Annotated in this window: 24 protein-coding genes; 7 read left to right on the forward strand and 17 right to left on the reverse strand. The window is 74.0% G+C overall.

What is annotated here, in order from left to right; genetic code table 11:
- Window positions 1–130: 130 nt before the first annotated feature.
- The 4 genes from LEP48_RS17345 to LEP48_RS17360 all read right to left on the reverse strand — a co-directional run bounded on the left by LEP48_RS17345 (window position 131) and on the right by LEP48_RS17360 (window position 2,381).
- The gene (locus tag LEP48_RS17345; RefSeq protein ID WP_225566831.1) at window positions 131–724 is read right to left on the reverse strand and encodes a TetR/AcrR family transcriptional regulator; all 594 of its coding nucleotides are present in this window, start codon (window positions 722–724) and stop codon (window positions 131–133) included.
- A complete protein-coding gene (locus LEP48_RS17350; RefSeq protein ID WP_225566832.1) occupies window positions 708–1,418 on the reverse strand; it encodes a YqeB family protein in 711 nt (236 codons plus the stop codon). Before LEP48_RS17350 ends, LEP48_RS17345 begins: the two co-directional genes overlap by 17 nt.
- Window positions 1,419–1,517: 99 nt before the next feature.
- Window positions 1,518–1,880: a hypothetical protein gene (locus tag LEP48_RS17355; RefSeq protein ID WP_225566833.1), complete on the reverse strand. Its 363-nt coding sequence runs from the start codon at window positions 1,878–1,880 to the stop codon at window positions 1,518–1,520.
- Between the two features lie 36 nt (window positions 1,881–1,916).
- Window positions 1,917–2,381 (reverse strand): Fur family transcriptional regulator, encoded by a 465-nt coding sequence (locus tag LEP48_RS17360; protein ID WP_225566834.1) that lies wholly within the window; start codon window positions 2,379–2,381, stop codon window positions 1,917–1,919.
- Window positions 2,382–2,485: 104 nt separating this feature from the next.
- On the opposite strand from LEP48_RS17360, the gene LEP48_RS17365 reads away from it, so the two are divergent.
- From LEP48_RS17365 to LEP48_RS17375, 3 genes are all read left to right on the forward strand, one after another.
- Window positions 2,486–3,799 (forward strand): alpha/beta fold hydrolase, encoded by a 1,314-nt coding sequence (locus LEP48_RS17365; protein WP_225566835.1) that lies wholly within the window; start codon window positions 2,486–2,488, stop codon window positions 3,797–3,799.
- Between the two features lie 16 nt (window positions 3,800–3,815).
- Complete coding sequence (locus LEP48_RS17370) at window positions 3,816–4,013, forward strand: hypothetical protein (protein WP_225566836.1); 198 nt, start codon at window positions 3,816–3,818, stop codon at window positions 4,011–4,013.
- Window positions 4,014–4,152: 139 nt separating this feature from the next.
- Window positions 4,153–4,932, forward strand: a complete 780-nt coding sequence (locus LEP48_RS17375; RefSeq protein WP_225566837.1) for an ABC transporter ATP-binding protein — start codon at window positions 4,153–4,155, stop codon at window positions 4,930–4,932.
- A gap of 64 nt (window positions 4,933–4,996) precedes the next feature.
- Here LEP48_RS17375 and LEP48_RS17380 read toward each other — a convergent pair whose 3' ends face one another.
- Window positions 4,997–6,466 (reverse strand): helix-turn-helix domain-containing protein, encoded by a 1,470-nt coding sequence (locus tag LEP48_RS17380; protein WP_225566838.1) that lies wholly within the window; start codon window positions 6,464–6,466, stop codon window positions 4,997–4,999.
- 130 nt (window positions 6,467–6,596) lie between these two features.
- Here LEP48_RS17380 and LEP48_RS17385 point away from each other — a divergent pair, with 130 nt between their 5' ends.
- Window positions 6,597–8,492 (forward strand): phosphoenolpyruvate carboxykinase (GTP), encoded by a 1,896-nt coding sequence (locus LEP48_RS17385; protein ID WP_225566839.1) that lies wholly within the window; start codon window positions 6,597–6,599, stop codon window positions 8,490–8,492.
- A gap of 19 nt (window positions 8,493–8,511) precedes the next feature.
- Here LEP48_RS17385 and LEP48_RS17390 read toward each other — a convergent pair whose 3' ends face one another.
- Complete coding sequence (locus LEP48_RS17390) at window positions 8,512–9,483, reverse strand: hypothetical protein (RefSeq protein WP_225566840.1); 972 nt, start codon at window positions 9,481–9,483, stop codon at window positions 8,512–8,514.
- A 237-nt stretch (window positions 9,484–9,720) separates the two neighbouring features.
- Between LEP48_RS17390 and LEP48_RS17395 the strand changes: the two genes are divergently transcribed.
- Window positions 9,721–12,342, forward strand: coding sequence for a helix-turn-helix transcriptional regulator (locus LEP48_RS17395; RefSeq protein ID WP_225566841.1), 2,622 nt, complete (start codon window positions 9,721–9,723; stop codon window positions 12,340–12,342).
- Between the two features lie 25 nt (window positions 12,343–12,367).
- Here LEP48_RS17395 and LEP48_RS17400 read toward each other — a convergent pair whose 3' ends face one another.
- On the reverse strand, window positions 12,368–12,982 hold the full coding sequence (locus LEP48_RS17400; RefSeq protein WP_225566842.1) for a hypothetical protein: 615 nt from the start codon (window positions 12,980–12,982) through the stop codon (window positions 12,368–12,370).
- Window positions 12,983–13,193: 211 nt separating this feature from the next.
- On the opposite strand from LEP48_RS17400, the gene LEP48_RS17405 reads away from it, so the two are divergent.
- A complete protein-coding gene (locus LEP48_RS17405; RefSeq protein ID WP_225566843.1) occupies window positions 13,194–14,195 on the forward strand; it encodes a hypothetical protein in 1,002 nt (333 codons plus the stop codon).
- Window positions 14,196–14,334: 139 nt separating this feature from the next.
- Window positions 14,335–15,816, forward strand: a complete 1,482-nt coding sequence (locus LEP48_RS17410) for a hypothetical protein (RefSeq protein WP_225566844.1) — start codon at window positions 14,335–14,337, stop codon at window positions 15,814–15,816.
- Window positions 15,817–15,942: 126 nt separating this feature from the next.
- Here the strand turns inward: LEP48_RS17410 and LEP48_RS17415 are convergent, their stop codons facing one another.
- The 10 genes from LEP48_RS17415 to LEP48_RS18885 form a co-directional block, all read right to left on the reverse strand.
- Complete coding sequence (locus tag LEP48_RS17415) at window positions 15,943–16,215, reverse strand: carbon storage regulator (protein WP_225566845.1); 273 nt, start codon at window positions 16,213–16,215, stop codon at window positions 15,943–15,945.
- Window positions 16,216–16,262: 47 nt separating this feature from the next.
- Window positions 16,263–17,114 (reverse strand): hypothetical protein, encoded by an 852-nt coding sequence (locus LEP48_RS17420; protein ID WP_225566846.1) that lies wholly within the window; start codon window positions 17,112–17,114, stop codon window positions 16,263–16,265.
- On the reverse strand, window positions 17,086–19,134 hold the full coding sequence (locus LEP48_RS17425) for a flagellar biosynthesis protein FlhA (RefSeq protein ID WP_225566887.1): 2,049 nt from the start codon (window positions 19,132–19,134) through the stop codon (window positions 17,086–17,088). The genes LEP48_RS17420 and LEP48_RS17425 overlap by 29 nt, the downstream gene beginning before the upstream one ends.
- Window positions 19,135–19,209: 75 nt before the next feature.
- Window positions 19,210–20,352 (reverse strand): EscU/YscU/HrcU family type III secretion system export apparatus switch protein, encoded by a 1,143-nt coding sequence (locus tag LEP48_RS17430; RefSeq protein WP_225566847.1) that lies wholly within the window; start codon window positions 20,350–20,352, stop codon window positions 19,210–19,212.
- Window positions 20,352–21,104, reverse strand: coding sequence for a flagellar biosynthetic protein FliR (locus LEP48_RS17435; protein WP_225566848.1), 753 nt, complete (start codon window positions 21,102–21,104; stop codon window positions 20,352–20,354). Before LEP48_RS17435 ends, LEP48_RS17430 begins: the two co-directional genes overlap by 1 nt.
- Before the next feature lie 4 nt (window positions 21,105–21,108).
- Window positions 21,109–21,384, reverse strand: coding sequence for a flagellar biosynthesis protein FliQ (gene fliQ / locus LEP48_RS17440; RefSeq protein ID WP_225566849.1), 276 nt, complete (start codon window positions 21,382–21,384; stop codon window positions 21,109–21,111).
- Between the two features lie 3 nt (window positions 21,385–21,387).
- On the reverse strand, window positions 21,388–22,245 hold the full coding sequence (gene fliP, locus LEP48_RS17445; protein ID WP_225566850.1) for a flagellar type III secretion system pore protein FliP: 858 nt from the start codon (window positions 22,243–22,245) through the stop codon (window positions 21,388–21,390).
- Entirely contained in the window at window positions 22,242–22,868 is a 627-nt protein-coding gene (locus tag LEP48_RS17450; RefSeq protein ID WP_225566851.1) for a FliO/MopB family protein, read from the reverse strand. Before LEP48_RS17450 ends, fliP begins: the two co-directional genes overlap by 4 nt.
- Before the next feature lie 5 nt (window positions 22,869–22,873).
- Entirely contained in the window at window positions 22,874–23,575 is a 702-nt protein-coding gene (locus tag LEP48_RS17455) for a FliM/FliN family flagellar motor switch protein (RefSeq protein ID WP_225566852.1), read from the reverse strand.
- A 3-nt stretch (window positions 23,576–23,578) separates the two neighbouring features.
- Window positions 23,579–24,475: a flagellar motor switch protein FliM gene (locus LEP48_RS18885; RefSeq protein ID WP_225566853.1), complete on the reverse strand. Its 897-nt coding sequence runs from the start codon at window positions 24,473–24,475 to the stop codon at window positions 23,579–23,581.
- Window positions 24,476–24,521 lie beyond the last annotated feature (46 nt).

A 24,521-nucleotide genomic window follows, 5' to 3' on the forward strand; every position in this document is an offset into this window, starting at 1 on the left:
CGGTCACGCCGTAGATCGCCGCCGAGACGAGCGCGAGCAGGGCACCCACGTCAACGGTGCCGTGGAGACAGGGGACGCGCGGGCATTCCCCATGCCTAGTCGCTGTCGCAGGATCACGCAGCCGCGAGCGTCAGCCGCGCAGGAACGACTCCGCGGTGCGCACCAGGAGGTCGCGCTCCCCCACGGCCGTGAAGGCGTCGTCCGTGGCGACCCGTTCGAGGAAGCCGCCGGTGAGCAGGACGAGCCACGAGGCGATGCGGGCAGCCGGCACGTCGCGGCGCACCTCGCCCGCCGCCTGGCCCCGCTCGATCCAGGGCAGGAGCACCTCACGCTGCGCGCGGTCGTCGGCCTGGAGCGCCGTCGCGACGGCGGGCAGGTGCATGACGCCCGCCACGGCGCGGACGAAGCCGGGGATGCGCGGGTCCGCGGCGTCGGCGGCCCACCCGCCCACGAGGTCGAGCAGCACCCCGACCGGGTCGTCCCGCCCGTCGAGGGCCGCCGCCTGCTCGTGCGTCTCGGCCGTCCCGAGCTCCAGGATCGCGAGGACCAGCTCCCTCTTGGTCGCGAAGTAGTGGAAGAACGTGCCCGAGCCGATGCCCGCCCGCCGGCAGATCGCGGCGGTGGTCGCGCCCTCGTAGCCGCGCTCGGCGAGCACGCTCAGTCCGGCGTCGATAATCTGCAGGCGTCGTCGGGCGTGCCGCCGGGGGTCAACCGTGCGTGCCACGAGCCTCTCCCGTCGGATCGCACCGCCGCACCTCCAGCCGGTCACCGCGCCGCCGGGCCGCCACGCCCCGCGAGGCGAGCTCGGCGTCGACCTCCGCGACGGCGGCGGCATCCTTGCGCTCGGCGAGCCGGCGTCGCAGCAGGGCGTGCTCGGCCGGGGTGAATCCCGGCCGGCCGTCCATCCAGCGCAGGTAGGCGGCCTCGTGGGGGTCGCCGTCGAGCCATCGCCAGCCGTGCGTCTCGAACGCTCCCCGGACCTCGGCCGCGCGCAGGGTGTCGGCGTCGAGGCGCGCCCGCGGCGCGCCGCCGGCCCCGAGGAGCACCAGGTCGTGGCCGTCGCGGAAGACGCCGGTGACCTCGGCCCGCTCGACCCAGCCCTCCTGGTCGTCCGTGCGGTGCTCCAGGTGGTCGTCCGCGACGGTCAGACGCAGCGCCTCGCCCGCGGTCACGAGCGCGAGGAACACCCCGCCCACCAGGCCGAGCCCGCCGACGATCGGCACGGACCACGACAGCGGGAGGCCCGCGAAGAGCTCGACCGGGCCGAGGCTGGGCAGCGGGGTGCGGTCGAGCAGGTCGCTGAGCCGACCGGCCAGCGGCGGGAGCACGGAGCCGAGCCCGACGGCGACCGCCGCGGTCACCGCGAGCACGAGGAGGGGGACGGCGACGGGCTGTCGCACCTCGGTGGGGGTCTGCACGCGTCGATTATTGGAGTGCACGCTCCAATAATGCAAGCCGCGACCGGACGCCGCAGGCCGCCGTCCTGACGGACGACGGCCTGCGGCGTGGATGTCGACTCAGCCCGCGACGGCGAACCCGCCGCGCGTGCCCGTGTCCTCCAGGAGCCGGTAGTGCGCTTGGGCGCCGCGGTCGGCCTCGAGGGCCCAGACCCGCTGCTGGGTCCGGCCGCCCGACGTGTACGCGAGGGCGACGCGGTCGTAGGCCCGTCCGCCGGCACGGCGACCGAGGACGTGGCTCGGGGCGCCGGGGGCCGAGCAGGCGAGGGTGGCCACGAACTCGCCGTCGCGCAGGGCGCGCGGGGCCTGGTGCTGCTGGCGCAGGTCGGCCATGGTCACGGTCCCGACGAGGAGCGTCTCCTCGGAGACCACGGGCTCGTCGAGCACGGTGGTGGTGTCAGGGGTCTGGGCGATGGTCGCCATGGTGGTTCCTCTCGGTGGGTGGGCCGGCCGCTCGCGTCAGTACGCGGCGGGCTCCGGCTCCGTCTGCTCGCAGGATCGGCAGATCCCGCGGAAGGTCACGTCGGTCACGAAGATGCGCATGTCGTGCGTGTCGGACGGCATCAGGCACGGCGCGTGACCGACGACGCAGTCGACGTCCTCCACGCGGCCGCACACGACGCACTGCACGTGGTGGTGGTTGTCGCCGGTGCGGGTCTCGTACCGTGCCCCGCCCGCGTCGGGCAGGTCCGTCCGGCGCAGCAGTCCCCGCTGGTGCAGGTCCTGCACGATGTTGTGGACGGCCTGGGGCGACGTCGACGGCAGGTCGGTGACCAGCCCCTGGTAGACGTCCGCGGCGCTGGCGTGCGGGTGGGCGTCGATGTACGCGAGCGCCGCGACGCGACCTGCCGTCGCGCGCAGCCCGTGCTCACGGAGGGCCTGCGCCCGGTCCGTCGCGGTGTGCGCTCCCTGCGCCTCGTCCATGGGGGCGAGCCTACGGCTAGTTTTGAAGTCATCAAACTTATGAGCGCCTCAAGAAGCGTGTCCTTCATCACCGCCCGGACGGCAGGCAGCCCTACCCTGGCCGGGTGACCATCACCTCCACCACGCAGTACACGATCCCCGGCATGCACGTCACCGACCGCACCGTCCGGGTCCCGCTGGACTGGTCGCGGCCCGACGACGGCCGCACCCTGTCCGTGTTCGTCCGCGAGCTCGTGGACCCCACGAAGCGTCGCGACGACCTGCCGCTGCTCGTCTTCCTCCAGGGCGGCCCTGGCGGCAAGGGCCCGCGGCCCACGGGGCCGGACGGCTGGGTCGGCAAGGCGCTCGAGCGGTTCCGGGTGGTGCTCCTCGACCAGCGCGGCACCGGCCGCTCGACGGCGGTCCGTGCCGGCGCGCTCACCGCGCTCGGCGACGCCGCCGTCCAGGCGGAGCACCTCACCCACTTCCGCGCCGACTCGATCGTCGCCGACGCCGAGCACGTGCGGAACACCGTGTACGGCGGTCGGCGCTGGTCGACGCTCGGCCAGTCGTACGGCGGCTTCCTCACCCTCACCTACCTGTCGCGCGCGCCGCACGGCGTGGCGGCGTCGTACGTGACCGGGGGCCTCGCGGGCCTGACAGCGAGCGCGGAGGACGTGTACCGACGCACCCAGCCGCGCGTCGTGGCCAAGAACGCCCGGTACCACGAGCGCTACCCCGACGACGCGGCCCGCATCGCGAGGGTCGCGGACCGCCTCGCCGTCGGCGACGTGCGGCTGCCTGCCGGGGACGTGCTGACGGTCGAGCGCTTCGCGACCCTCGGCATGGCCTTCGGCATGGGCCCCGGCTACGAGCGGGTGCACTGGATCCTCGACGAGGCCTTCGACGACGGTGCGCCCGACGAGCTGACGGACACGTTCCTCGCCGAGGTCGAGGCGGCCACCGGCTTCGCGACGAACCCGATGTACGCCGTCCTGCACGAGTCGATCTACGCGCAGTCCGGCACGGGCGCCACCGCGTGGGCGGCGCAGCGGGTGCGCGATGCCGATGCCAAGTTCGCGCCGTCGGCCCGGCCCCTGCTGCTCACCGGCGAGATGATCTACCCCTGGATGTTCGAGCAGATCCGCGAGCTGCGCCCCTTCCGTGCCGCGGCCGAGGCGCTCGCCGCCCGCACCGGGTGGGAGGACCTGTACGACCTCGACGTGCTGGCCCGCAACGAGGTGCCCCTGGAGGCCGCCGTCTACTACGACGACATGTTCGTCGACGCGGGCCTGTCCCTGGAGACGGCCGCGCACGTCGGGAACGCCCGCGCCTGGGTGACCAACGAGTTCGAGCACGACGGCCTGCGCCTCGGCGACGTGTTCCCCACCCTGCTGGAGCGCCTCGACGCCCGCGGCGGCGCGCTCCCGGCGCGCTAGCCGTGGCCGACGTCTCGTGGACGAGGCAATGTGCGCGGCCGTCGACGGCGACCTCGCCGCACGCCTCTGCGCCTTCCACGAGCACGTCGACCACGAACGACGGTGGGACGACCCGCAGGTGGCCGCGGCGCACCGCGCGGAGGGCGAGTCCCTGCGCGGCGCCCTGGCGAACGTCCTCCCCGAGACGCTGCGGGTCAGGACGGGCTTCTGGTAGACCGGCGGGGGCTGACCGGGACGGGCCTCGCCGCGTCGCGCACCCCGTCGGCCGGGGAACGGGGAACCGCGGGGTACCGTCGTTCGTCGGACTATCGGCCGGCCCCCGCCGACCGGAGCACTCACGAAGGTGACACCGCATGAGCACGACCTCCCCCGCCCCGATCCTGCGCGCCACCGACCTGGTGGTCGGATACGGGGGTCCCGCCGTGCTGGAGGGCGTCGACCTGGAGCTGGTGGCGGGCGGTGCGCCCGTCGGCGTGGTCGGCGAGTCCGGTGCGGGCAAGTCGACGCTGGTCCAGGCGCTCGGCGGGCAGATCCGCATCCGCGAGGGTCACGTGACCTTCGAGGGCCGCACCGTGTCCCGCCTTTCCCGGCGCGACAAGAAGCGGTTCCGCGCCGCCGTGCGGACGGTGGCGCAGAACGGCCTCGACGTCGACCCGCGCTGGACGGTCGAGCGGGCGGTGGCCGAGGCCCTCAAGGACGCCCGCAAGGCGGGACGCACCTCGGGGCAGACCGTCGCGGACCTGCTCGACGACGTCGCCCTCCCCCACGGGTTCGCGCCGCGCACCGTGCACACCCTGTCGGGGGGCGAGAAGCAGCGCCTGGCGCTGGCGCTGGCGCTCGCGACCCGTCCGGAGGCCCTGCTGCTCGACGAGCCGCTCACCGCCGTCGACCCGGCGATGCGGGGGGAGGTCGTGCGGCGGCTCACCGAGGTGGCCGACGAGATCGGCACCGCCGTGCTGCTGGTGTCGCACGACGTCGAGCTGGTGGACCGCCTGTGCCCCACCGTCCACGTCATGGCGGAGGGCATGTTCGTCGCGTCGGGGGCGCTGCGCGACGTGTTCGCCGAGGCCGCTCATCCCGCGGTGGCGGACCTGGCCGAGAACGCGCCGCTGGCCGCCCAGCGCTTCCGCTGAGCCGCCCCGCCACGCCCCGGGCGTTTGGCCCTCCTTCGGTCGCGAAGGAGGGCCAAACGCCCGCTCACAACCCTTCGGTCGGGGCGTGGCGCTGCAGGAAGGCGAAGACGTCCGTGTCGTCGACGCCGGGGAACGCGCCGCGCGGCAGCGCCGCGAGGACCTGCTGGTGCATGCGCGCGCTGGGCCAGGCCGCGGCCTCCCAACGTCCGGCGAGCTCCGCCGGCGGCCGCTGGCAGCAGCCGGGATCGGGGCAGGTCGACGTGCGCCGCACGTGGGTGTCGCGCCCCCGGAACCACTTGGCGTGCGCGTACGGCACGCCCACGGTGACGGAGAACTGGCGGCCGTCCGCCGCGGTCCCCGTCTGCACCGAGTCCCAGAACGTGCCGGCGGGGGTGTCGGTGTACTGGTAGGACTCCGTGGCGCGGTCGCGGCGCGTGAACGCCTCCCGGCCCGCCCACCAGCGGCACACGAGCTGGCCCTCGATGGCGCCCGTGACGTCGCGCGGCAGCGGCAGGCCGTCGTTCGCGTACCCACGGAACAGGGCGCCGTCGTCCCCGACGCGCAGGAAGTGCAGCGGGATCCCCAGGTGCACCGTCGCGAGGTTCGTCAGCCGCATGGCCGCGGCCTCGTGCGTCACCCCGAACGCGTCGCGGAAGTCCTCGACGGCGAGGTCCTTGTCCCGCTTGCGCTGCTGCAGGAACTCGACGGCGGTCGTCTGCGGGATGAGGCACGACGCCGCGAAGTACGTGATCTCGACCCGCTGGCGCAGGAACTCGGCGTAGCTGCGCGGGCGCTCGTGCCCCAGCACCCGGTGGGCGATCGCCTGCAGCGCGAGCGACCGCAGGCCGTGCCCGCCGGGGATCGACGCCGGCGGCAGGTAGATGCGGCCGTTCCTCAGGTCGGTGACGGACCGTGCCGACCGCGGCAGGTCGTCCACGTGCAGGAGGGTGAAGCCCATCTGCTCGGCCATGCGCGCCACCGTGCGGTGCGTCAGTGCGCCTGCGCCGTCGTACCCCGCCTTGCGGGTCAGGTCCTCGGCGACGGCCTCGAGCTGTGGCAGGTAGTTGTCGCGGTGCTCGCGCTCCTGCCGCAGCTCGGTGTTGGCGCGCCGCGCCTCCTCGGGGGTGGCGATCGCCTCCTCCGAGCGGCGGGCGAGCTCGTCGTGCAGGCCCACGACCTGCTCCAGCACCGGCATCGGCAGCCGCTGGCTGGGCTTGATCGCGGGGAGGCCGAGCGCGCCGAACAGCGGACCGCGCTGCGCCCGCTCGAGCGCGATCTCGAGCTGCGCCCGGCGCGACGGCGGCTCGTCCGCCAGGAGGTCCGGGACCCCGACGTCCAGGGCCGCCGCGATGGACCGCAGCAGCGACAGCCGGGGCTCGCGGCGGCCGTTCTCGACCAGCGACAGCAGGCTCGGCGCGCAGCCGACCCGCTCCCCCAGGGCGTCGAGCGTCAGGCCGCGTGCCGTCCGGGCGTGCCGGATCCGGCGGCCCAGCGTGATGAGGTCCGGCTCCCCGGCCGGGTCGTTCGTGGCCACGGATTCACGGTACGTGAAGATCGGCGAATCTTCACGGCCGTTTCGGTCGAAAGGTCGATGGGCTCGGGCTCAGGCTGGAGGGTGAGCACCGGCAGGCGACGCCGGGCCACGCCGACGGACGGAGCACGACATGACCATCACCGCTAACCCGCGCCGCACACGCCTGGCGATCGCCGAGCTCGCTCCCGACGCCGCAGCCGGCGCCGCCAGGAGCACCGCCGCGACGCACACGGACGCGCACGCGTGGGTGGCGGAGGTCGCGGCGCTCACGCAGCCCGACGAGGTCGTGTGGTGCGACGGTTCCGCGGCCGAGAAGCAGCGGCTCCTGGACCAGATGGTCACCGCGGGCACGCTCGTCAGGCTCGACGAGGCCAAGCGCCCGAACTCCTACCTGGCGCGCTCGAACCCGTCCGACGTCGCCCGTGTCGAGGCCCGCACGTTCATCTGCTCCGAGCGCGAGCAGGACGCCGGCCCGACCAACAACTGGCGTGACCCGGCCGAGATGCGCGCCGAGCTGGACGACGTCTTCGCAGGCTCGATGCGGGGCCGCACCATGTACGTGGTGCCGTTCTCCATGGGCCCGGTCGGCGGCCCGATCTCCCAGGTGGGCATCGAGATCACCGACTCGCCGTACGTCGTCGTCTCCATGCACGTCATGACCCGGGTGTCGGCGCGGGTCCTGGACCTCATCGACGCGGGTCAGCAGTGGGTCCCGGCCGTGCACTCCGTCGGTGCCCCGCTCGCCGAGGGCGAGCCGGACGTGCCGTGGCCGTGCAACGACACGAAGTACATCGTCCACTACCCCGAGACCCGCGAGATCTGGTCGTACGGCTCCGGGTACGGCGGCAACGCCCTGCTGGGCAAGAAGTGCTTCGCGCTGCGCATCGCGTCCGCGATGGCGCGCGACGAGGGCTGGCTGGCCGAGCACATGCTGCTCATCCGCGTCACCTCCCCCGAGGGACGCCCCTACCACGTCGCGGCGGCGTTCCCCAGCGCCTGCGGCAAGACGAACCTCGCCATGCTCCGGCCCACCATCCCCGGCTGGAAGGTCGAGACCCTGGGCGACGACATCGTCTGGATGCGTCCCGGACCCGACGGCCGCCTGCGCGCCATCAACCCGGAGGCCGGGTTCTTCGGCGTCGCGCCGGGCACGGGCGTCGAGACCAACCCGACGGCCATCGACACCCTCTCCCACGACGTCATCTTCACCAACGTGGCCCTCACCGACGACGGCGACGTCTGGTGGGAGGGCCTCACGCCCGAGGCGCCGGCGCACCTCGTCGACTGGCGGGGCGACGACTGGACGCCCGCGTCCGAGACGCCCGCCGCCCACCCGAACTCACGGTTCACCGTCGCCGCGGCCCAGTGCCCGTCCATCGCGGACACCTGGGAGGACCCCGCCGGGGTGCCCGTCGACGCGATCGTCTTCGGCGGCCGACGCGCCACCAACGTGCCCCTGGTCGCCCAGGCCACGAGCTGGGAGCACGGCGTCTTCATGGGCGCGACCATCAGCTCCGAGCGCACCGCCGCCGCGGAGGGCACCGTCGGCGAGCTGCGCCGGGACCCGTTCGCGATGATGCCGTTCTGCGGCTACAACATGGCCGACCACTGGTCGCACTGGCTGAGCGTGGGGCAGGGCCTCGACGCGGACAAGCGCCCCAAGGTGTTCCAGGTGAACTGGTTCCGCAAGGACGCCGACGGCTCCTTCCTGTGGCCGGGGTTCGGCGAGAACTCCCGCGTCATCGAGTGGATCGTCACGCAGATCGACCGCGCGCGGGGCCTGCGCACGGACGCCGGCGCCGTCCACTCGCCCGTCGGCCTGCTCCCCGCGCCGGGCGCGCTGAACACGGCCGGCCTCGACCTGTCCGACGACGTCCTCGCCGCACTGTTCGCCGTCCCGACCGAGCAGGTCCGCGCGGAGGCCGACCTCACCGCCGAGTTCTTCGCCACCTTCGACGGCCGCGTGCCCGACCAGCTCTGGGGGCAGCTCGGCCAGCTCAAGGACCGGCTCGACGCGCAGGCCTGAGCCGCCCGCCCGCCTGTCCTCAGAGCAGCTGGTCCCTGCGCCCGCGCAGCACCAGCACGGCGGCCAGCACCCCGCCCGCGACGAGCAGCGTGCCCGGGTCCGCGGCTGATGGAGCATCCTCCTGCGACGCCGCGGCCTGGGCGCCCTCGGACGCCGGGTCCGTCTCGTCGGCCCCGGCGTCCGTCGTGTCGCCATCCTGCCGCGCCACCGCCGCCGGTCCGGTCGTCCGACGGCGGTCGTCGCCGCCGCCCGCCCGCTCGGTGTCGCGCTCGGTGTCGCGCTCGGTGTCGCGCTCGGTGTCGCGCTCGGTGTCCTTCGTGGTCCGGCGCTCGTCCTCGCGCGACGCCGGCGGTTGCCGCGTCTCGGTCTTCTCGTCGGTCTCGTCGGTCTCGTCGGTCTTGTCGGTCTCGTCGGGCACCGTCCCGTCGGGCACCGTCTCGTCAGGCACCGTCCCGTCGGGCACCGTCCCGTCGGGCACCGTCCCGTCGGGCACCGTCCCGTCGGGAGCGCCGGGGGCCGGGTCGGCGTCCCCCTCCCCCGGCTCGGTGTCCTGATCGGGAGCGGCCGGCATCTCGGTCCCGGGGGCTCCCGGCACGGGCTCCGACGGGTCGGTCGTCCCCGGCGCGCTCTCGGAGCCGCCGGGCGCCCCGGGCCCCTCGGCGCCGTCCGGCACCGAGGGGTCTGCGGGGTCTGCGGGGTCTGCGGGGTCTGCGGGGTCTGCGGGACCTCCGGGGTCACCAGAATCGTCCGGATCACCGGAACCGTCCGGGTCACCGGTGCCGTCGGGGTCCGCGGGGGCGGTCGGCTCCGGCACCGGATCGGTCTGGCAGGCGCCGTCCGCCCCGGGCACGAAGACGGCCGTGGCGGTCCCGGTCACGTCGTGCCCGGTCACGGTGCAGACGCCCTCTGAGGAGCCGGCGGCGTGCGCGGGGTGCGCCGGCGCGAGCACCCCGAGGAGGGCGACCGCCAGCGCGGCCGTGAGGGTCGGCAAGGTTCGCTTCATGGTGGTGCGGGCTGCTGCCCGTCTCCTCTCCGGCGTCTGACGCCGCGTCCCGGGGGTCGCCACCCCTATGCGCGGCAGTCGCGAACAGCCGGTCGGTCAGGCGCTTCCCCGAGAATCCTCAGGCTTGCTCGCCTAAGGTGAGACCGAAGTGGCTCGGTGTCGGTCACCGGGAGGGCACAGTCGCCCGACGGGACCGGCGCTGCAGGGGGAGAGCTCGGAGGGGGTATGCCAGAACCTGAGGAGAGGAGCTTTCGCCTGTACGGCGCCCCGCGGGCGCAGCAACGAAAGCTCGGGCGCGAACGCCTGCTGGACCGGCTCGACGCCGACGCCGCGCTGCGCGTGGTGCGCGGCCCTTCGGGCAGCGGGAAGACGGCCCTCCTGGCGGAGTGGGCTCGACGGCGGGACGCCACGGGCGTGTGGTTCACGGCCCCGCCCAGCACCAGCCGGGCCGAGCTGTGGCGCGCGATCGCGCAGCGCGCCGCCCGGGCGACGCTGGACCATGTGACGACGAAGCCGCTTCCTGACCACGCCGACACCGACGACCTGTTCGAGTGGCTGGCGGAGGCCGCCCTGTCGACGCGGCGCGAGGTGCTCGTCGTCATCGACGACTACCACCAGGTCACGGAGGCCGAGGTGCACGCCGACGTGCTCAACCTCCTGAGGTCGTGCCCGAACCTGTCGATCGCCGTCGCGACGCGGGTGGCGTCCCCGCTGGAGGCCCCGGCCATCGGGCTCGAGCTGGAGCGCACCGTCATCACCGCCGAGCAGCTTCCCCTCACCCCCGACGAGACGGCCGCCGTGCTGCGCAACGCGGGGCTGGACCTCGACCCCGCCGACGCCTACGTGCGCACGGGTGGCCAGCCGCTGTACCTACGGGTGGCCATGCTGGCCGCCGAGATGGCCGGCTCGCACGGCACGCCGGGGCACGTGCAGGTGGCCGACGAGCTGCTGCGCACCGCCGTCGACAAGCAGCTCGAGGGCCCGTCACGCGCACAGCTCGAGCAGCTCCTCCTGCGGTGCGCCGTCCCGGAGGTCCTCACCGGCGAGCTCGCGGTGTCCCTCACCCGCACCCCGGCGGCCATCGAGCTGCTGTCCATGCTGGAGGAGCGCGGGCTCGGGACGTGGGAACGCCGTCCGGTGGGCCGGGTCTTCGTCCTCTTCCCCGTGGTGCGGTCGCTGGTGCTCGACACGGCGCGGCTCGAGCTCGCCGACGAGATCGCCCGGATCGAGGAGGCGACGGCGCGCTGGTACATGGCCAACGGCTACCCGGTCCAGGCGCTGCGGCACGCGATCAACGCGGGTGCGCTCGACGTGGCGTCCGCGGTGGTGGGGCGCTACTGGGTGGAGCTGATCGAGCCGCGGCCCCTCGACCAGCTCACCGCGCTCAAGCGGGTCTCGCGTGCCGACCTGCGGCGCTGGCCGCTGCTGTCCGGCGCCCTCGCGATCCACCTCGACAGCGTGCCCGGGGGGCGCGACGAGGCGATCGACCTGTACCGCCTCACCCTGGCGACGCTCAGGCCGCGGGTCCGTGCCACCGGGATCGGTGAACGCCTGGTGCTCGAGGTGCTGGAGAGCGTCGCGCTGCGCAGCACGGGCGCGAACAAGCGGGCGCTGGCCCCGGCGCGCCTCGCGCGCAGGACGATCGACGAGCTGGACGTGCACGAGCACCGCCGGCTGATACCGGAGATCCCGCGGCTGCGCGCGGAGGTCGCGCTGTCCCTCGCCCGGGGCGGCGAGGCCGACGAGGCGCTCGCCGTCCTCGAGGACCTGGGCGACTCCCCCACCGAGAACCCCCGCACGCTGTACGGGCTCTCGCTGCGGGCGCTCCTCCGCGTGATGCGCGGGGACATGCCCGACGCGCAGCGCGACCTCGAGATCATCGACGCGTCACCGCTCGAGGAGGTGCACGCCGGGCGGGACCACGACCTCTACCGCCTCGCCCGCGCGTTCGTGTGCGTCGAGCGGTTCGACGCCCGCGCGGCGCAGGCGCACGTCGACATCATGCGGCCGCACCTCGCGACGCTCGAGACCAGGCCGATGTTCGCCTACGTGCAGTCGCTCATCGACCTCGTCTCCTTCGAGGCGGCGCTCGGCTCCGAACGGCTGCGTCGCTACGTCGCCGCGGACCGGGGGCGGCAGCGCATCTCGACGGCCAACAGCGAGCAGCTCGCGTACTCGGCAGGACTGCTCAACCTCGCGCGCGGCCGCGTGGGGGCCGTGCACGCCAGCCTGCGCGCGGCGTCGTCCCGCTCCCCGCTGACATGGCTGCAGCGCGCGCACGTCGCGCTCCTCACCGAGCACTGGCAGTCGGCCGCCGAGGTGCTCGTCGAGCACCTTCCGCCCCCCGGCGCCTCCCCGCGGTATCGCGCCGCGCATACGATGCTGTTCGCCGCGGCGCTCACCCGCTCCGGGCAGGAGACGCGGGCACGCGACACGCTCGGCAAGCTCGCCGCGATCACGGCGGACCGTGAGCTGACCTTCGTCTTCGCGCTCCCCGCCAGGCGCGAGCTTCTCGAGCTCGCCGAGCTCGCCGACCGCAGCCACGACCAGACGGCACAGCGGGTCATCGCCGCGGCCGAGCCCGTCCCGGAGCTCTTCGCCGCGATGGTGGACCTGAAGCAGCCCCTGACGGACCGCGAGGTCGTGGTGCTCGACACGCTGATGCGCCACGCCACGGCGGCCGAGATCTCGCAGGATCTCACGGTGTCGGTGAACACGGTCAAGAGCCAGCTGCGGTCGATCTACCGCAAGCTCGGCGTCCGGCGGCGCGAGGACGCGCTCGCCAAGGGGCTGGACCTGGGCATCATCATGCCCGAGCACCTGGACACCTCCGGGGCCGCCCGCTGACACCTGACCTGCGAGCCGCGGCGGCTCAGACGACGTCGTCGACGATCTTGGCCGACGCCCGCATCTGCTGGTGCGCCTGGTCGTCGTCCAGCTCTCCTCCGCCCGCGATCAGCGCCGCGCGGCGCAGCCACGAGAACACGACGAGGACGGGGTAGTTGTCCTCCCCGAGGTAGGCGCGGCGCCGCCAGGTGGCCCAGGTGACGGCACGGACCAGCAGCGGGACCGGGTCCTCGAACCCGCTCGCGTCGTGCGCCGCGCTCTCCCACCCGTGCACGCAGGCGCGCATGAGGCGGGCGGCGTCCCGCCCGAGCGGCCGCGCCAGCGCCGCGAGCCCGATGTCCTCACGGATCTCGGTGGCCTCGGTCGGGACGAGGTCGAGCCCGTCCCGGTACGACCCGAAGGTCTCGGGGTCGAGGTGGCGCCACGGGTCCTGGTCGGGGAGGGAGTCGAGCAGGTCGGTCAGCGTCCCGGCGAGCAGGGTGACGGCGCGCAGCCGCTCGCTCCTGGCCTGGAGGCGCATGGCTTCCAGGTCGGCGACGCGGTCGTAAGGGTCCAGCAGGGGTTCGACGAGACCGACCCCCCAGGCGGCCCACGTGGCGTCGTCCCACACGCTCGTGGCGCCGTCCCCGGGCTGACTCATCGCGGAGACCGCGACGACACGCACGGCGTCTCGGTCACGGCTCCACCTCCTGCTCTCGTCTCACGCCACCCATCGGTGGGCCCCGGCAAGCGAGTGTATCCACCAGGGCAGACACGGTACGAGCCCCCGGGGTACCCCGCCAGGGTGAACCGCAGTGTGAAAGTGGCGGCAGAAGGGCGACGAGAGCACATCCCGACCACAGACTGTGAGCGTGAACATTCCGTCCGTCCCCAGCACGCGCACAGGCGCGGCCCAGGAGCGGCGTCGGTGCGCCCCCTGGGTGGGGGCCGACGACCAGCGCCACGCCGACCCGGTCCTGGCCCAGGTCGAGCGCATCGTGGCCCTCGACGACGCCGCCTACCCGGCCGCGCTCACCGAGTTCCTCGCCGCGCACCGCCCGCACTGGCGACGGATCGCCGCCCGCCTGTGCCGCACGAGCTCCGTGCCGGCGAGCCAGCACCTGGACGACGTCGAGGCGATCGTCGCCGAGACCGTGTGGGAGATGATCGAGCGCTCCCGGCGCGAGGCGACGTTCCTGGCCACGATGCGCTCCTTCATGGCGATCGTCGTGTACACGGCGCGCCCCAAGGTGCGCTCGTTCCTGGACCACGCGACCGCCCCCGCCTCCGGCATGGTGTCGGCGCAGCGGCGCCGTCGTGAGCTCGCCCGGACCCGGGCCGAGCTCGCCGCCGTCCGCGGGAGCACCCCGAGCGTCACGGAGGCCGTGCGAGCCACGAACGAACGGCTCGGGGCCGCCCGCGCGGACAGCGCCCGGCAGGGCATGGTCGTGAGCGAGGCCGACGAGCTGGTGCTGCGGGGGACGCTGTCCTTCGACGAGGCGCTGGACTCCGACCAGCTGGTCGTCACCGCGCCCGACGGCGCGCTGCACCCCCTCGACGTGCCGGTGCTCCTGCGCCAGGTGGTCGAGGCCGCCCGTGCGGAGCACCCGGTGCGGGGGCGTGTCGCCTCGCTGTGGATGTCGGAGGCGTACGGCAACGGACCGATCCCGGGCCAGGACACCGTCGTGTGGATCGCCCGGACGCTGGGGCTCACGCGCCGCGCCGCCCTGTCCCACGTGGACCGGGTCCGTGAGATCGCTGCGGAGCGCCTGCGCGACATGGGCATCGAGGCGGAGGACGACCGGGCCACGGCGGCCCACGTCGATGCTCCGCCGGGCCGAGCGGCCTGGGCCGCCGGCATGGCTCACGCCTGAGGGCGGGGCTCGTAGGCAGGCACCACCGCGGTCCGTCCGGCACACGCCGGCCAGGCGGATGATCGAACGCACCGTGGGCGCTTCCACGGACAGGGACACGGCCGCGGGGGCGGACGACACAGGGGACGGGGATCCATCGATGAACGAACCGGGGGGCCGGCGCGAGCGCCAGGGGCTGGTGCACGCGCTCGGCGAGGTGCGGGCGCTGCCCGACGCCGAGCGCGAGGGGGCGATCGCGGCGGTCGCCGTCGCGCACCGTGCGCAGCTCGCACGCTCCGCCCGGCGGACGGCCCGCACGGTGGGCGCCACCACCGACACCCGGTGCTCGGCCCTCGAGGTCGTCGGCTCCGCACAGCGCGCCCTCCTGCACGACGTCGGGACCGGACTCCGGCACGTCGACGACCGCGCCTGGTCGGCGACGATGCGGTTCGAGTCTGCGCGTGCCGCCCGCGAGGCCGCGGCCCGCGGCCTGATCACCACCACGCCCTACCGCCAGCGCCTCGCGGCGGACCGGGCGGTCCTGCTGCAGCTGCGCCAGACGACCGTCCTGGACGCCGCCACGGAGACGACCCTCGTGGGTGCGGCTGCGGCTGCCCCGGCCGCCGTGCCGGCAGCGACAGACCTGCCGACGGCCGATCTCGCCGCCGCCCCGCGCTGGGGCGCGCTGGCGTCCGGGCCGACGGCTGCCACCGCGGTGGCACCCGTGCCCCCGGTCCGCCGTCGGCAGCGCGGGCTGTTCACGGGGCGCACGTCGCACGCCGTCCGCCCCGCCCGGTGGGGTGCCGCGGCCGTCATGTCGGCAGCCGCGGTGCTCGTCGGCGCGAGCGTCGCCCCCGCCTTGCAGGGCGTCACCGATCAGACCGGCCGCCAGCAGGCGGTCGTGGTGGAGACCACCGCCACCGCGGCACCGTCCGACCTGCTCGCCGGCCCGTTCCTGCACGGCTCCTACGTGCACCCCTTCACCGCGACCGTCGCCGAGGCCGCGCCCACGGGCGAGACCGACGTGCCGGTGGTGGTCGAGGCGCAGGAGGCGGTGGACGCGCAGGAGTCCTCGGCCTCCGGGACGACCGAGAGGGCCTCCGCGAGCTCGTCCGACGGGGGAGCTCGGGCCGACAAGTCCGATCGGGGGTCGGCGAAGGCCTCCGACCGGAAGGCCACCGAGACGAAGCCGTCAGGCCCGCGGGACACGCACCGCGGCCACGACACGTCGCGGGTCACGGCCGACACCAAGGGCGAGAAGGCCTCGAAGTCCACGGCCCGCGGGGCCGACAAGGCTTTCACGAGCAGCAAGGCCTCCAAGAACAGCAAGGCCTCCAAGAACAGCAAGGCCTCCAAGAACAGCGAGCGCCGGGGAAACCCCTCACGGGAGAAGGCCACCGTCGAGAACCGGCGCCACGACGGCGCACACAAGAAGGATCAGAAGAGCGACCGCAGCCGCGACCACCGTGCCTCCCAGGACCGTGGGAACGACCGTGCCGAGCGCAGCCGCGGCGGCCACGTCCGCTCCAAGGCCGCCTCGACGTCGGACCGCCGTGACCGGGGCTCCGACAGCTCGCAGCGCGCCCGCGGCAAGTCCCACGGCAACGAGCGGGGTTACCACAGCTCGTTCGGACGGCGCTGACGCCGCGGGGTCGCCGCCCCCAGACCCGACCCGGACCCGAGGAGTGCCGAACGGCCGCCCCGCATCGAGCGGGGCGGCCGTTCGGCGTCCGGCGCCGTGGTGGGGCTGGTCAGCGGCGGCGGCTGGTCAGCGGCGGCCGTCGGCCGGTCGCGGCGACGCCCCGGGTGCGGCCGGCCGCAGCCCGAGCAGCGCGCGTGCTCCGTTCACGGCACCGGCGTCGGCCGTCGCGGCGCGGTTGACCGCGGCGACCTGGTCGACGATCTCCGCACGATGGATCCGCAGGTGGTCGGGCGCGTCGATTCCGATCCGCACGCCGTCCTTCCCCGCGGACACGATGGTGACGACGACGTCGTCCCCGATGAGGATCTTGTCCCCCGCCTTGCGTCCCAGCACCAGCATCGACGTCCTCCTGACGTACCCGTGTCTTCCTGACCTCTCAGAAAGACCTATGCACCGGGTTCGATGTCAGCCGTCGTCCAGCCCTCGGGCAGGCCGAGCGCGGCCACGCTGTCGGGCGTCGCGGTGAGCTCGCGTCCGACGACCGCCATCGCCCGCACAGCCGCGACGTGCCGGACGGCGTCGACCCACGCCTGGGTGTCCTCGGTCTTGCGGGACGCGTCGACGACGACCCAGACCTCGTCCGGCCCGAGCCTCTCGAGCACCTCGCGCACGGCGTCGGCGCTGCGTCCGACGCCGACCCCCACCGCGACGGACGTGCTCGCACGGACACCCATGGCCCGCGCCTCGACGGTGTCACGGTGGCCCGCGACCCGGAGCAGCCCGGCGGCGCCCGCCGTGCCGGCGCACGCGGGCAGCACCCCGAGCCGCTCGGCGAGGTCCCGCACCACGGCGACGGCGTCGTCGGCGAGCCCCACGAGCGCGACGAGGTCGCCGGGACGCGTCGACGGCCCGTCGACCTCGGTGGCCGGGCCGGGCCCGGTCGTCTCGGCGACGAGCCCGGACAGCAGCGCGGCGAAGTCTTCCCCGCCCGTCGAGACCTCGACGTCGCGGCCGGTGGCCGGGTCGAGCTGGTCGCCGTCGTCCGCCTCGTCGAGCAGCGCGGCGATGCCCGGACGGCGGGACCCGGGGAACGCGCCGGTCCGCGGCGGGGTCGGCCCCTGGCCGGGCTCCAAGGCCTCGACCACGATCTCGTAGCGCTGACGCCCGAAGAGGCCGGCGAGCCCACCGGTGATCACCCGCTCGGCGGAGACGATCCGCACGTCGGGTCCGTAGGTGCGGCGCGCCACGTCGAGGGCGGCGCGCAGCGAGTCACCCTCGACCCGCGATCGCCGGGGCATCGTTCACCACCCCGACCGTCTCGATGAGGGCGTGGCCCGCGGTGGCCTCCGTGTAGGAGAGCACCGGCAGGTCGGGCACCTGGGTGGCCACGAGGCGCTGGACCGCGGGGCGCAGCGACGGCGCGCACACCAGCACGACGTCGTGGCCCGCGGTCCTGGCCGCGGCGGCCTGGTCGGCCACCGACGTGCGGAACGCGTCGAGGCGCGCCGGGTCGAGCAGGATGGACGTGCCGTGCTCCCCGCCGGTCTGGCGCCCCGCGAGCATGGCCTGCTCGAGCGCGGGCGCGATCGTCACCACCGTGAGCGTGCCGTCGACCGTGTGCCGGGCCGGGACGGCCGGGCCGAGCGCGGCGCGCGCCGCCTCCACCAGGTACTCCGGGTCGGTGGACCGCTTCGCCGCGAGGGCGAGCGCCTCGTAGATCCGCGGCAGGTCGTTGACGGCGACCTGCTCGTCGAGCAGTCCCTGCAGGACCCGCTGGATCTCGGCGAGCGACAGCAGCGACGGCGTGAGCTCGTCCACCGCCGACGGGCTGTGGCGTTTGATCTCCTCGGTCAACACACGAACATCCTCTCGCGAGAGCAGGCGTCCGGCATTCGCCGAGATGATCGCGGACAGGTGGGTCACGAGCACGGAGACACGGTCGATGACGGTGGCGCCCGCCATCTCGGCGCTGTGCCGCATCTCGACGGGCACCCACTTGCCGTCCATGCCGAACACCGGGTCGACGGTGGCCTGCCCCGGCAGGGAACCGAGGGCGTCGCCCAGGGCCAGCACCTTGCCCGCGGGGGCACGCCCGCGGCCTGCCTCGACGCCCGCGATCCGCACCGCGTACGTGGAGGCGGGCAGCTCGATCGAGTCGCGGGTGCGCACCGGCGGCACGACGACCCCGAGGTCCAGGGCGATCTTGCGCCGCAGCGCGCGCACCCGGCCGAGGAGGTCGTCGTGCGCGCCGGTGACGAGGTCGACGAGGTCAGGCGCGAGCAGGATCTCGAGCGCGTGCACCCGCATCTGCTCGAGCAGGTCGTCGGTGTTCTCGGGGGACGCCGACGCCGACGCCTCGGCGCGGGCGGCCTCCGCGCGGGCCGCCTCGGCCCGCTTCTGGCCGGCGCGGATCTGCTGGGCGGCCACGAGAAGGCCGATGCCGAGCAGGATGAACGGGAGCTTGGGCATCCCCTCGATGAGCGCCATGACCAGGGCGGACGCGCCGGCGATGGCGACCGCCTGCTGCGACTGGACGAGCTGCTTGGACGCCTGCGAGCCGACGTCGCCCTCGCCGGCGTTCGACCGGGTCACGATCATGCCGGTGGCGACGGCCATCAGCAGCGCGGGCACCTGGGTGACGAGCCCGTCGCCGACGGTGAGGATCGAGTACGTGTCGATGGACTCCATGACCGGCATGCTGTGCATGACCACGCCGACGACGATGCCGCCCACCAGGTTGATGAGCGTGATGACGATGCCGGCGATCGCGTCGCCCTTGACGAACTTCGACGCGCCGTCCATCGCGCCGTAGAAGTCGGCCTCGGCCGAGATCTCCGCGCGGCGCGTGCGGGCGTCCGTCTCGCTGATCAGCCCGGCGTTGAGGTCGGCGTCGATCGCCATCTGCTTGCCGGGCATCGCGTCGAGGGTGAACCGGGCACCCACCTCGGCCACGCGCTCGGCACCCTTGGTGATCACGAGGAACTGGATGACCACGAGGATGAGGAACACGACCATGCCGATGACGAGGTTGCCGTCGACGACGATGTGGCCGAACGCGCCGATGACCTCGCCCGCGTAGCCGTCGCCCAGCACGAGGCGCGTGGAGGCGACGTTGAGCCCGAGCCGGAACAGGGTCGCGATGAGCAGCATCGACGGGAACACCGAGAAGTCCAGCGGCTTCTTGACGAACATCGACGTCAGCAGGATCACCAGCGACAGCAGGATGTTCACGATGATGAGCACGTCGAGCAGCCCGGCCGGGATCGGCACCACGAGCAGCAGGACGATCCCCACCACGCCGAGCGGGACGGCGATCATGCCGAGGCCTGGGTTCTTCACGCTGTGACCTGCTCCTTCACGTTCCGGGTCGGCGGCTCCGGCCGCCGTGACTCCCTATGCACGGGCGCGCCGCCGCAGCGGGCGCTCGGCGACGACGGTGCCCGGCTCCATCGCCGGCTGCGCCATGCGGTGCGGGACGGCCGAGGCGGCGGCGCCGCGACGGGACAGCGCCATGACGAAGGCCAGGACGCGGGCGACCGCGGTGTAGAGCTCGACGGGCACCTCGTGGCCCACGTCGCACGCCTGGTGCAGCGCCCGGGCGAGCGGTATGTCGCGCACCATCGGCACCCGGGCCTCCTCGGCCCGCTCGCGGATGCGTGCGGCGACGTGGTCGGCGCCCTTCGCGACGACGCGGGGCGCCGACTTCCCCGGCTCGTACTTGATCGCCACGGCGACGTGGGTCGGGTTGACCACCACGACGTCGGCGTCGGCGACCGACGCGATCATGCGGTTGCGCGACATGGACCGCGCCATGGACCGGCGCTGGGACTTCACGAGGGGGTCGCCGTCGGAGCTCTTGTGCTCGTCCTTGAGCTCCTTCTTGGACATGCGCGTCTTCTTGCGGTTGCGCTTGGCCACGACGAGCACGTCGAGCAGGCCGAGGGCGACGCCGGCCGCGGTGGCCCAGATCAGCAGCGAGGCGACCCCGCCGTTCGCCGCCAGCACCAGCGTGGCGATCGGCAGCCCGCCGGCGGCCAGCAGCACGGGCATGAGGGACTGCACGACGACGTACAGCACCACGCCCACGACCGACGTCTTGAGCAGCGCCTTGACCCCGTTCCACAGGGCCTGCGGCCCGAAGATCCGCTTCATCCCCTTGAGCAGGTCGAGGTGCTCGACCTCGATGCGCGGCTTCTTCAGGTGCAGGCCGCCCTGGGCGACCGAGCCGACGATCACCGCGACGGCGGTCGCGGCGAACAGCATGCCCAGGGTGGGCAGCACGGAGCCGAGCGCGTGCTGCAGGTACGCGAGCGCGACGGCGGGTTCGGGCTTCTCGATGACGGTGCGCCAGGACAGCACCTGGTCGGTGGCCGCCTGCGCGCCCTGGCTCAGGGTCCACGGCAGGACGGCGCCCGCCACGCCCATCCCGATCCAGGCGGTCAGGTCCTGGGAGCGGCTGAGCTGCCCCTTCGACCGGACCTCCTTCATCTTGCGGTCGGAGGCCTGCTCGGTCTTCTCCTCGGTGCTCTCGGCCATCAGCCCACCTCCCCCATGTAGCCCAGCGCCTGCTCCACCAGGACGGAGACGGCGTGCGGCAGCGCCACGACGACCGTCCCCACGAGAGTCAGGGTGAGGAAGATCTTCAGCGGGAAGCCCATCGCGAAGGCGTTGAGCGCGGGCGCCACGCGGTTGACGAGGCCGAGCCCGGCGTCGGCGAGGAACAGCACGACGATGATCGGCCCCGCGATCTGCAGCCCGGCGAGGAACGAGCCGGTCAGGGCCGCCACGAAGGAGTCGACGGGCACGCCCGCGAGCCCGCCCACGGGGACCGCCGCGTACGACCGGGCCAGGCCCAGCACGACCAGCTGGTACGCGTCCGAGGTGAACATGAGCACGACGGCGGTCAGCGCGAACAGGCGGGTGAGCTGGGAGCCCTGGACGTTGGTCTGCGGGTCGTACGCCATCGCCAGCGAGAAGCCGCCGAACAGGTCGAGGTGCGAGCCGGCGGCCGTGATCGCGGACATGACGACCATGACGAGGGCGCCGAGCATGGCGCCGGTGACGGCCTCGGCCACCACGTAGCCCAGCAGCGTGGCGGTGCCCACCGGTACGAAGTCCGGTGCGGCACCGGTGGAGACCGCCATGCCCAGGGAGACGGCGAGGATCGCGCGCACCTGCGACGGGATCGCGCGGTGCGAGAAGGGCGGCGCGATGATCATGAACGCCGCCATCCGCACGCCCGCCAGCAGCGTCGCCTGCAGCCACGCCATGTCGATGTCCAGCTCCACGGGCTCAGCCGCCGCCCAGCAGGGTGGGGATCTGCTCGAACATCGCGTGGGTGAACGACACCATCTCGCTGATCATCCAGTTGCCGCACACGATGAGCGCGACGGCGACCGCCACGGCCTTGGGCACGAACGAGAGCGTGATCTCCTGGATCTGGGTCACGGACTGCACCAGGGAGATGGCGAAGCCCACGACGAGCGACGTGATGAGCACGGGCGCGGCCAGCTTGGCGGCCATGGCGAGCGCCAGGGTGGCGATGTCGATGACTGCGGTGGTCTCCATGGCTCAGCCCACCCCGTAGGTGCTGATCAGCGTGGTCGTGATGAGCCCCCACCCGTCGACGAGGACGAACAGCAGCAGCTTGAACGGCAGCGAGATCATCGTCGGCGGCAGCATCATCATGCCCATGCTCATCAGGGCGGCCGAGACCACGAGGTCGATGACGAGGAACGGCACGAACACGACGAAGCCGATGACGAACGCCGCCCGGAGCTCCGAGATGAGGAACGCCGGCACGAGCGTCGTCAGGGGCACGACGTCGGGGTTCGCGGGGTTGGAGAGGTCGGCGGCCCGGGTCATCAGGGCCAGGTCCTCCTCGCGGGTGTGCGCGAGCATGAACTCCCGCAGGGGCGCGGCACCCGCATCGAGGGCGGCACCGAACGTCATCCCGCCGTCGAGGTAGGGCTGGACGGCGATCTCGTTGATCTGGCCGATCACCGGCCACATCACGAACATCGACAGGAACAGCGCCAGCCCGGCGAGGACCATGTTCGGGGGCACCGTGGCGGTGCCCAGCGCGTTCCGGGTCAGCGCGAGGACGACGAAGATCTTGGTGAACGACGTCATCATCAGCAGCAGCGTCGGCGCGAGCGACAGCAGCGTGATCCCGACGAGGGTGACCAGGGAGGACGACGGCTCGCCGTTCGGTCCGTTGATCTCGACCGAGACGCTGCTGTCGCCGTCCTGCGGGTCTGCCGGGGCGGTGGGCGCGGTCGGCGGGGTCGGGTCGACGGGCGCGGCACCCGCCGCGGGGGCGAACAGGACCGCCGCGAGCACGACGACGAGGGCGATCAGCACCACGAGGGCAGGGCCTCGCAGCCGCCGCCGCGCCAGGGGCGCGGAGGGCGTGGTGGAAGCGGTCATCTCCGGCCCGCCCACACGGTCAGGGCCGAGCGGCGCCACGTGGCGGGCGCGAGGAACGTCCGCAGGGCGTCCGGCAGCGCCGGGCGCCCGGTGGCGTGCGGTGCGCCGACCGGGACGTCGTTCGCAGGCTCCGTCGGGGCCTCGGCGGGGACGTCGGCCAGGATCTCGGTGCGCGCGTCGGGCCGCGCCTCGTCGATGTCCGCGTCCGGCGCGGCGCCGGCGCGGACGAGCCAGTCCTGGGCCGCCATCACGGCGTCGTCGAACAAGGGCTCGGCCGGGACGGCCGACGTCGTCGGCAGCGCGGCAGCCGGGACCGCGGCGCGCGCGGCCGGGGACGCCGCGGGCACGGTCGCGGGCACGTCCGCGGGCTGCGGCGCGTCCTGCCGGTCGATCAGCGTCACGGAGGACTCGGTGACCCCGAGCAGGTACTGCGTGCCGCCCGCCTGGAGCAGCACGGCGGCGCTCTTGCCGGTCAGGCCCTGGCGGGCGACGACGCTGAGCTGCGCGCCCGCGGCCTTCGCCGTGCTGCGCGCGCCCCGGCCGGCGATCCGGTAGGACAGCCACAGGAGCCCGAACACGACGACGAGCGAGAACGCGACCCGCAGCACGGTGACGAGGTCCATGCCGGTCAGTCGTCCGCGTCGAGGAGGGTGGTGATCCGCACGCCGTAGTCGCCGCCGTCGACGACGACGACCTCGCCCTTGGCGATGGTGCGGCCGTTGAGCTGGACGTCGGCGGGCGCACCGGCGGAACGGTCCAGCTCGACGACGGCGCCCGGCTCGAGGCCGAGCACGTCGCGCACGGCCATCCGCGTGCGGCCCACGACGACCTCGACGCGCATCTGGACGTTGGAGATGCGGGCGAGGCGGTTGTCGGACACGACCGTGTCGCGCGGCGCCGACGTCGTGCGGCGCGTGCGCACGGCGAACCAGCCGGCCGGCTCGTCGCCGCCCGTGAGCTCGAAGACCACGGACCCCCCGTCGGCGAGCAGCTCGGAGGCGTCACCCGGACGCACCTCGGTGAGCACTCCCGTCCCGGTCGCGGCGCCGGCGGCCTCCAGGGCCGGGCGCAGCACGTCGGTGACCTCCACGGGGCCGGCCTCGGACGCGTCGGCGAGCGACGCCTGGTCGACCAGCACGAGCGCCAGGTCGGTGCCGGCACCACCCACGTACGAGGCGAGGACGGTCGCGGCGCCGGCGGGGACGACGGGGGCCTGCTCGCGGCGCACGGCGCGCAGCGGGGCGGGGGTGGGGATCAGCGCGACCAGGGCCGCGGCGGCCTGGGTGGCGGCGTCGACGGCGGATCGGTCGGGGCTGGTGGCGGTGCTCATGGATCAGTTCTCCTCGGTGGTGACGATGCGGCAGGCGAGGCGGGAGCCGGACGAGCCGGCGGCACCGCGGGCCAGGACGTGGCCGTCGACGACGACGTCGAGCGGGCGGGACTGGGGGTGCGGCAGGTGGACGACGTCCCCGACGGCGAGGTCGATGACCTGTCCCGGCGTCATCGAGGCGCCGGTGAGCCGGACGTCGACGTCGACGAGCGACCGCGAGACGTGCTTGCGGGCGCGCAGGGCGGCGTCGGCGGGGTCCTCGGTGGGGTTCGCCTCGCCGAGGTGCGGCATGAGCGCGACCGAGGGCAGCGCGAGCGTCGCGCGGGACGTGCGCTCACCGACCCGCAGCTGCAGGTCGGCGACGATCATGAGCTCCGCGCTCGGCGCCGCCTGCGCGAGCTGGGAGTTGTGCTGGATCGAGGAGATCTGCAGCGGCCCGTCGAGCAGGCGCCCGAGCGCGTGGCGCAGGTCGCGCAGCGTCTCGTTGACCAGCGTCGTCACCAGCACGCGCTCGACGTCGGTGAACTTGCGGTCGATCTCCGGGATGCTGGAGCCGGCGCCGAGCATGTGCGCGATCCACGTCAGGGCGTCGGTGTGCCCGAACTGCAGGACGGCGCGCGGCGCGACGCCGTCGAGCTCGCACACGACGAACGTCGTGGTGACCGGGAGGTCGGTGACGTAGTCCTCGTAGGTGCGCATGGTCACCGACGCGAGGGTGGCCTGCGAGACGACCCGCACCCGGGCCGTCAGCTGGGTGCCCCACTGGCGCGCGAAGCTCTCGAACGCCATCTCGAGGACGCGGTGATGCTCGCGCACGAGCGTGGTCGGTCGGCGGAAGTCGTAGACCTCCACCTTGCGCTGGGCTGCTGATCCTGGGGATCCGACGGTTGGCGTGCTCACGAGGCTGTCCTATGCGCGGAGCACGGCGTGAGCCTGCGCGCGCGGG

The sequence above is a fragment of the Isoptericola luteus genome (assembly GCF_020297055.1).
GTDB lineage: Bacteria > Actinomycetota > Actinomycetes > Actinomycetales > Cellulomonadaceae > Isoptericola > Isoptericola luteus.

Excerpts from the sequence above, each read along its gene's own strand:
- LEP48_RS17420 (WP_225566846.1), bottom strand. The coding sequence starts at position 17,114 with ATGCCCCGGCGATCGCGGGTCGAGGGTGACTCGCTGCGCGCCGCCCTC.
- LEP48_RS17430 (WP_225566847.1), bottom strand. The coding sequence starts at position 20,352 with ATGGCCGAGAGCACCGAGGAGAAGACCGAGCAGGCCTCCGACCGCAAG.
- fliQ (WP_225566849.1), bottom strand. The coding sequence starts at position 21,384 with ATGGAGACCACCGCAGTCATCGACATCGCCACCCTGGCGCTCGCCATG.
- LEP48_RS17450 (WP_225566851.1), bottom strand. The coding sequence starts at position 22,868 with ATGGACCTCGTCACCGTGCTGCGGGTCGCGTTCTCGCTCGTCGTCGTG.
- LEP48_RS17410 (WP_225566844.1), top strand. The coding sequence starts at position 14,335 with ATGAACGAACCGGGGGGCCGGCGCGAGCGCCAGGGGCTGGTGCACGCG.
- LEP48_RS17415 (WP_225566845.1), bottom strand. The coding sequence starts at position 16,215 with ATGCTGGTGCTGGGACGCAAGGCGGGGGACAAGATCCTCATCGGGGAC.
- LEP48_RS17385 (WP_225566839.1), top strand. The coding sequence starts at position 6,597 with ATGACCATCACCGCTAACCCGCGCCGCACACGCCTGGCGATCGCCGAG.
- fliP (WP_225566850.1), bottom strand. The coding sequence starts at position 22,245 with ATGACCGCTTCCACCACGCCCTCCGCGCCCCTGGCGCGGCGGCGGCTG.
- LEP48_RS17360 (WP_225566834.1), bottom strand. The coding sequence starts at position 2,381 with ATGGACGAGGCGCAGGGAGCGCACACCGCGACGGACCGGGCGCAGGCC.
- LEP48_RS17355 (WP_225566833.1), bottom strand. The coding sequence starts at position 1,880 with ATGGCGACCATCGCCCAGACCCCTGACACCACCACCGTGCTCGACGAG.
- LEP48_RS17455 (WP_225566852.1), bottom strand. The coding sequence starts at position 23,575 with ATGAGCACCGCCACCAGCCCCGACCGATCCGCCGTCGACGCCGCCACC.
- LEP48_RS17400 (WP_225566842.1), bottom strand. The coding sequence starts at position 12,982 with ATGAGTCAGCCCGGGGACGGCGCCACGAGCGTGTGGGACGACGCCACG.
- LEP48_RS17375 (WP_225566837.1), top strand. The coding sequence starts at position 4,153 with ATGAGCACGACCTCCCCCGCCCCGATCCTGCGCGCCACCGACCTGGTG.
- LEP48_RS17425 (WP_225566887.1), bottom strand. The coding sequence starts at position 19,134 with ATGATCGCCGTCCCGCTCGGCGTGGTGGGGATCGTCCTGCTGCTCGTG.
- LEP48_RS17395 (WP_225566841.1), top strand. The coding sequence starts at position 9,721 with ATGCCAGAACCTGAGGAGAGGAGCTTTCGCCTGTACGGCGCCCCGCGG.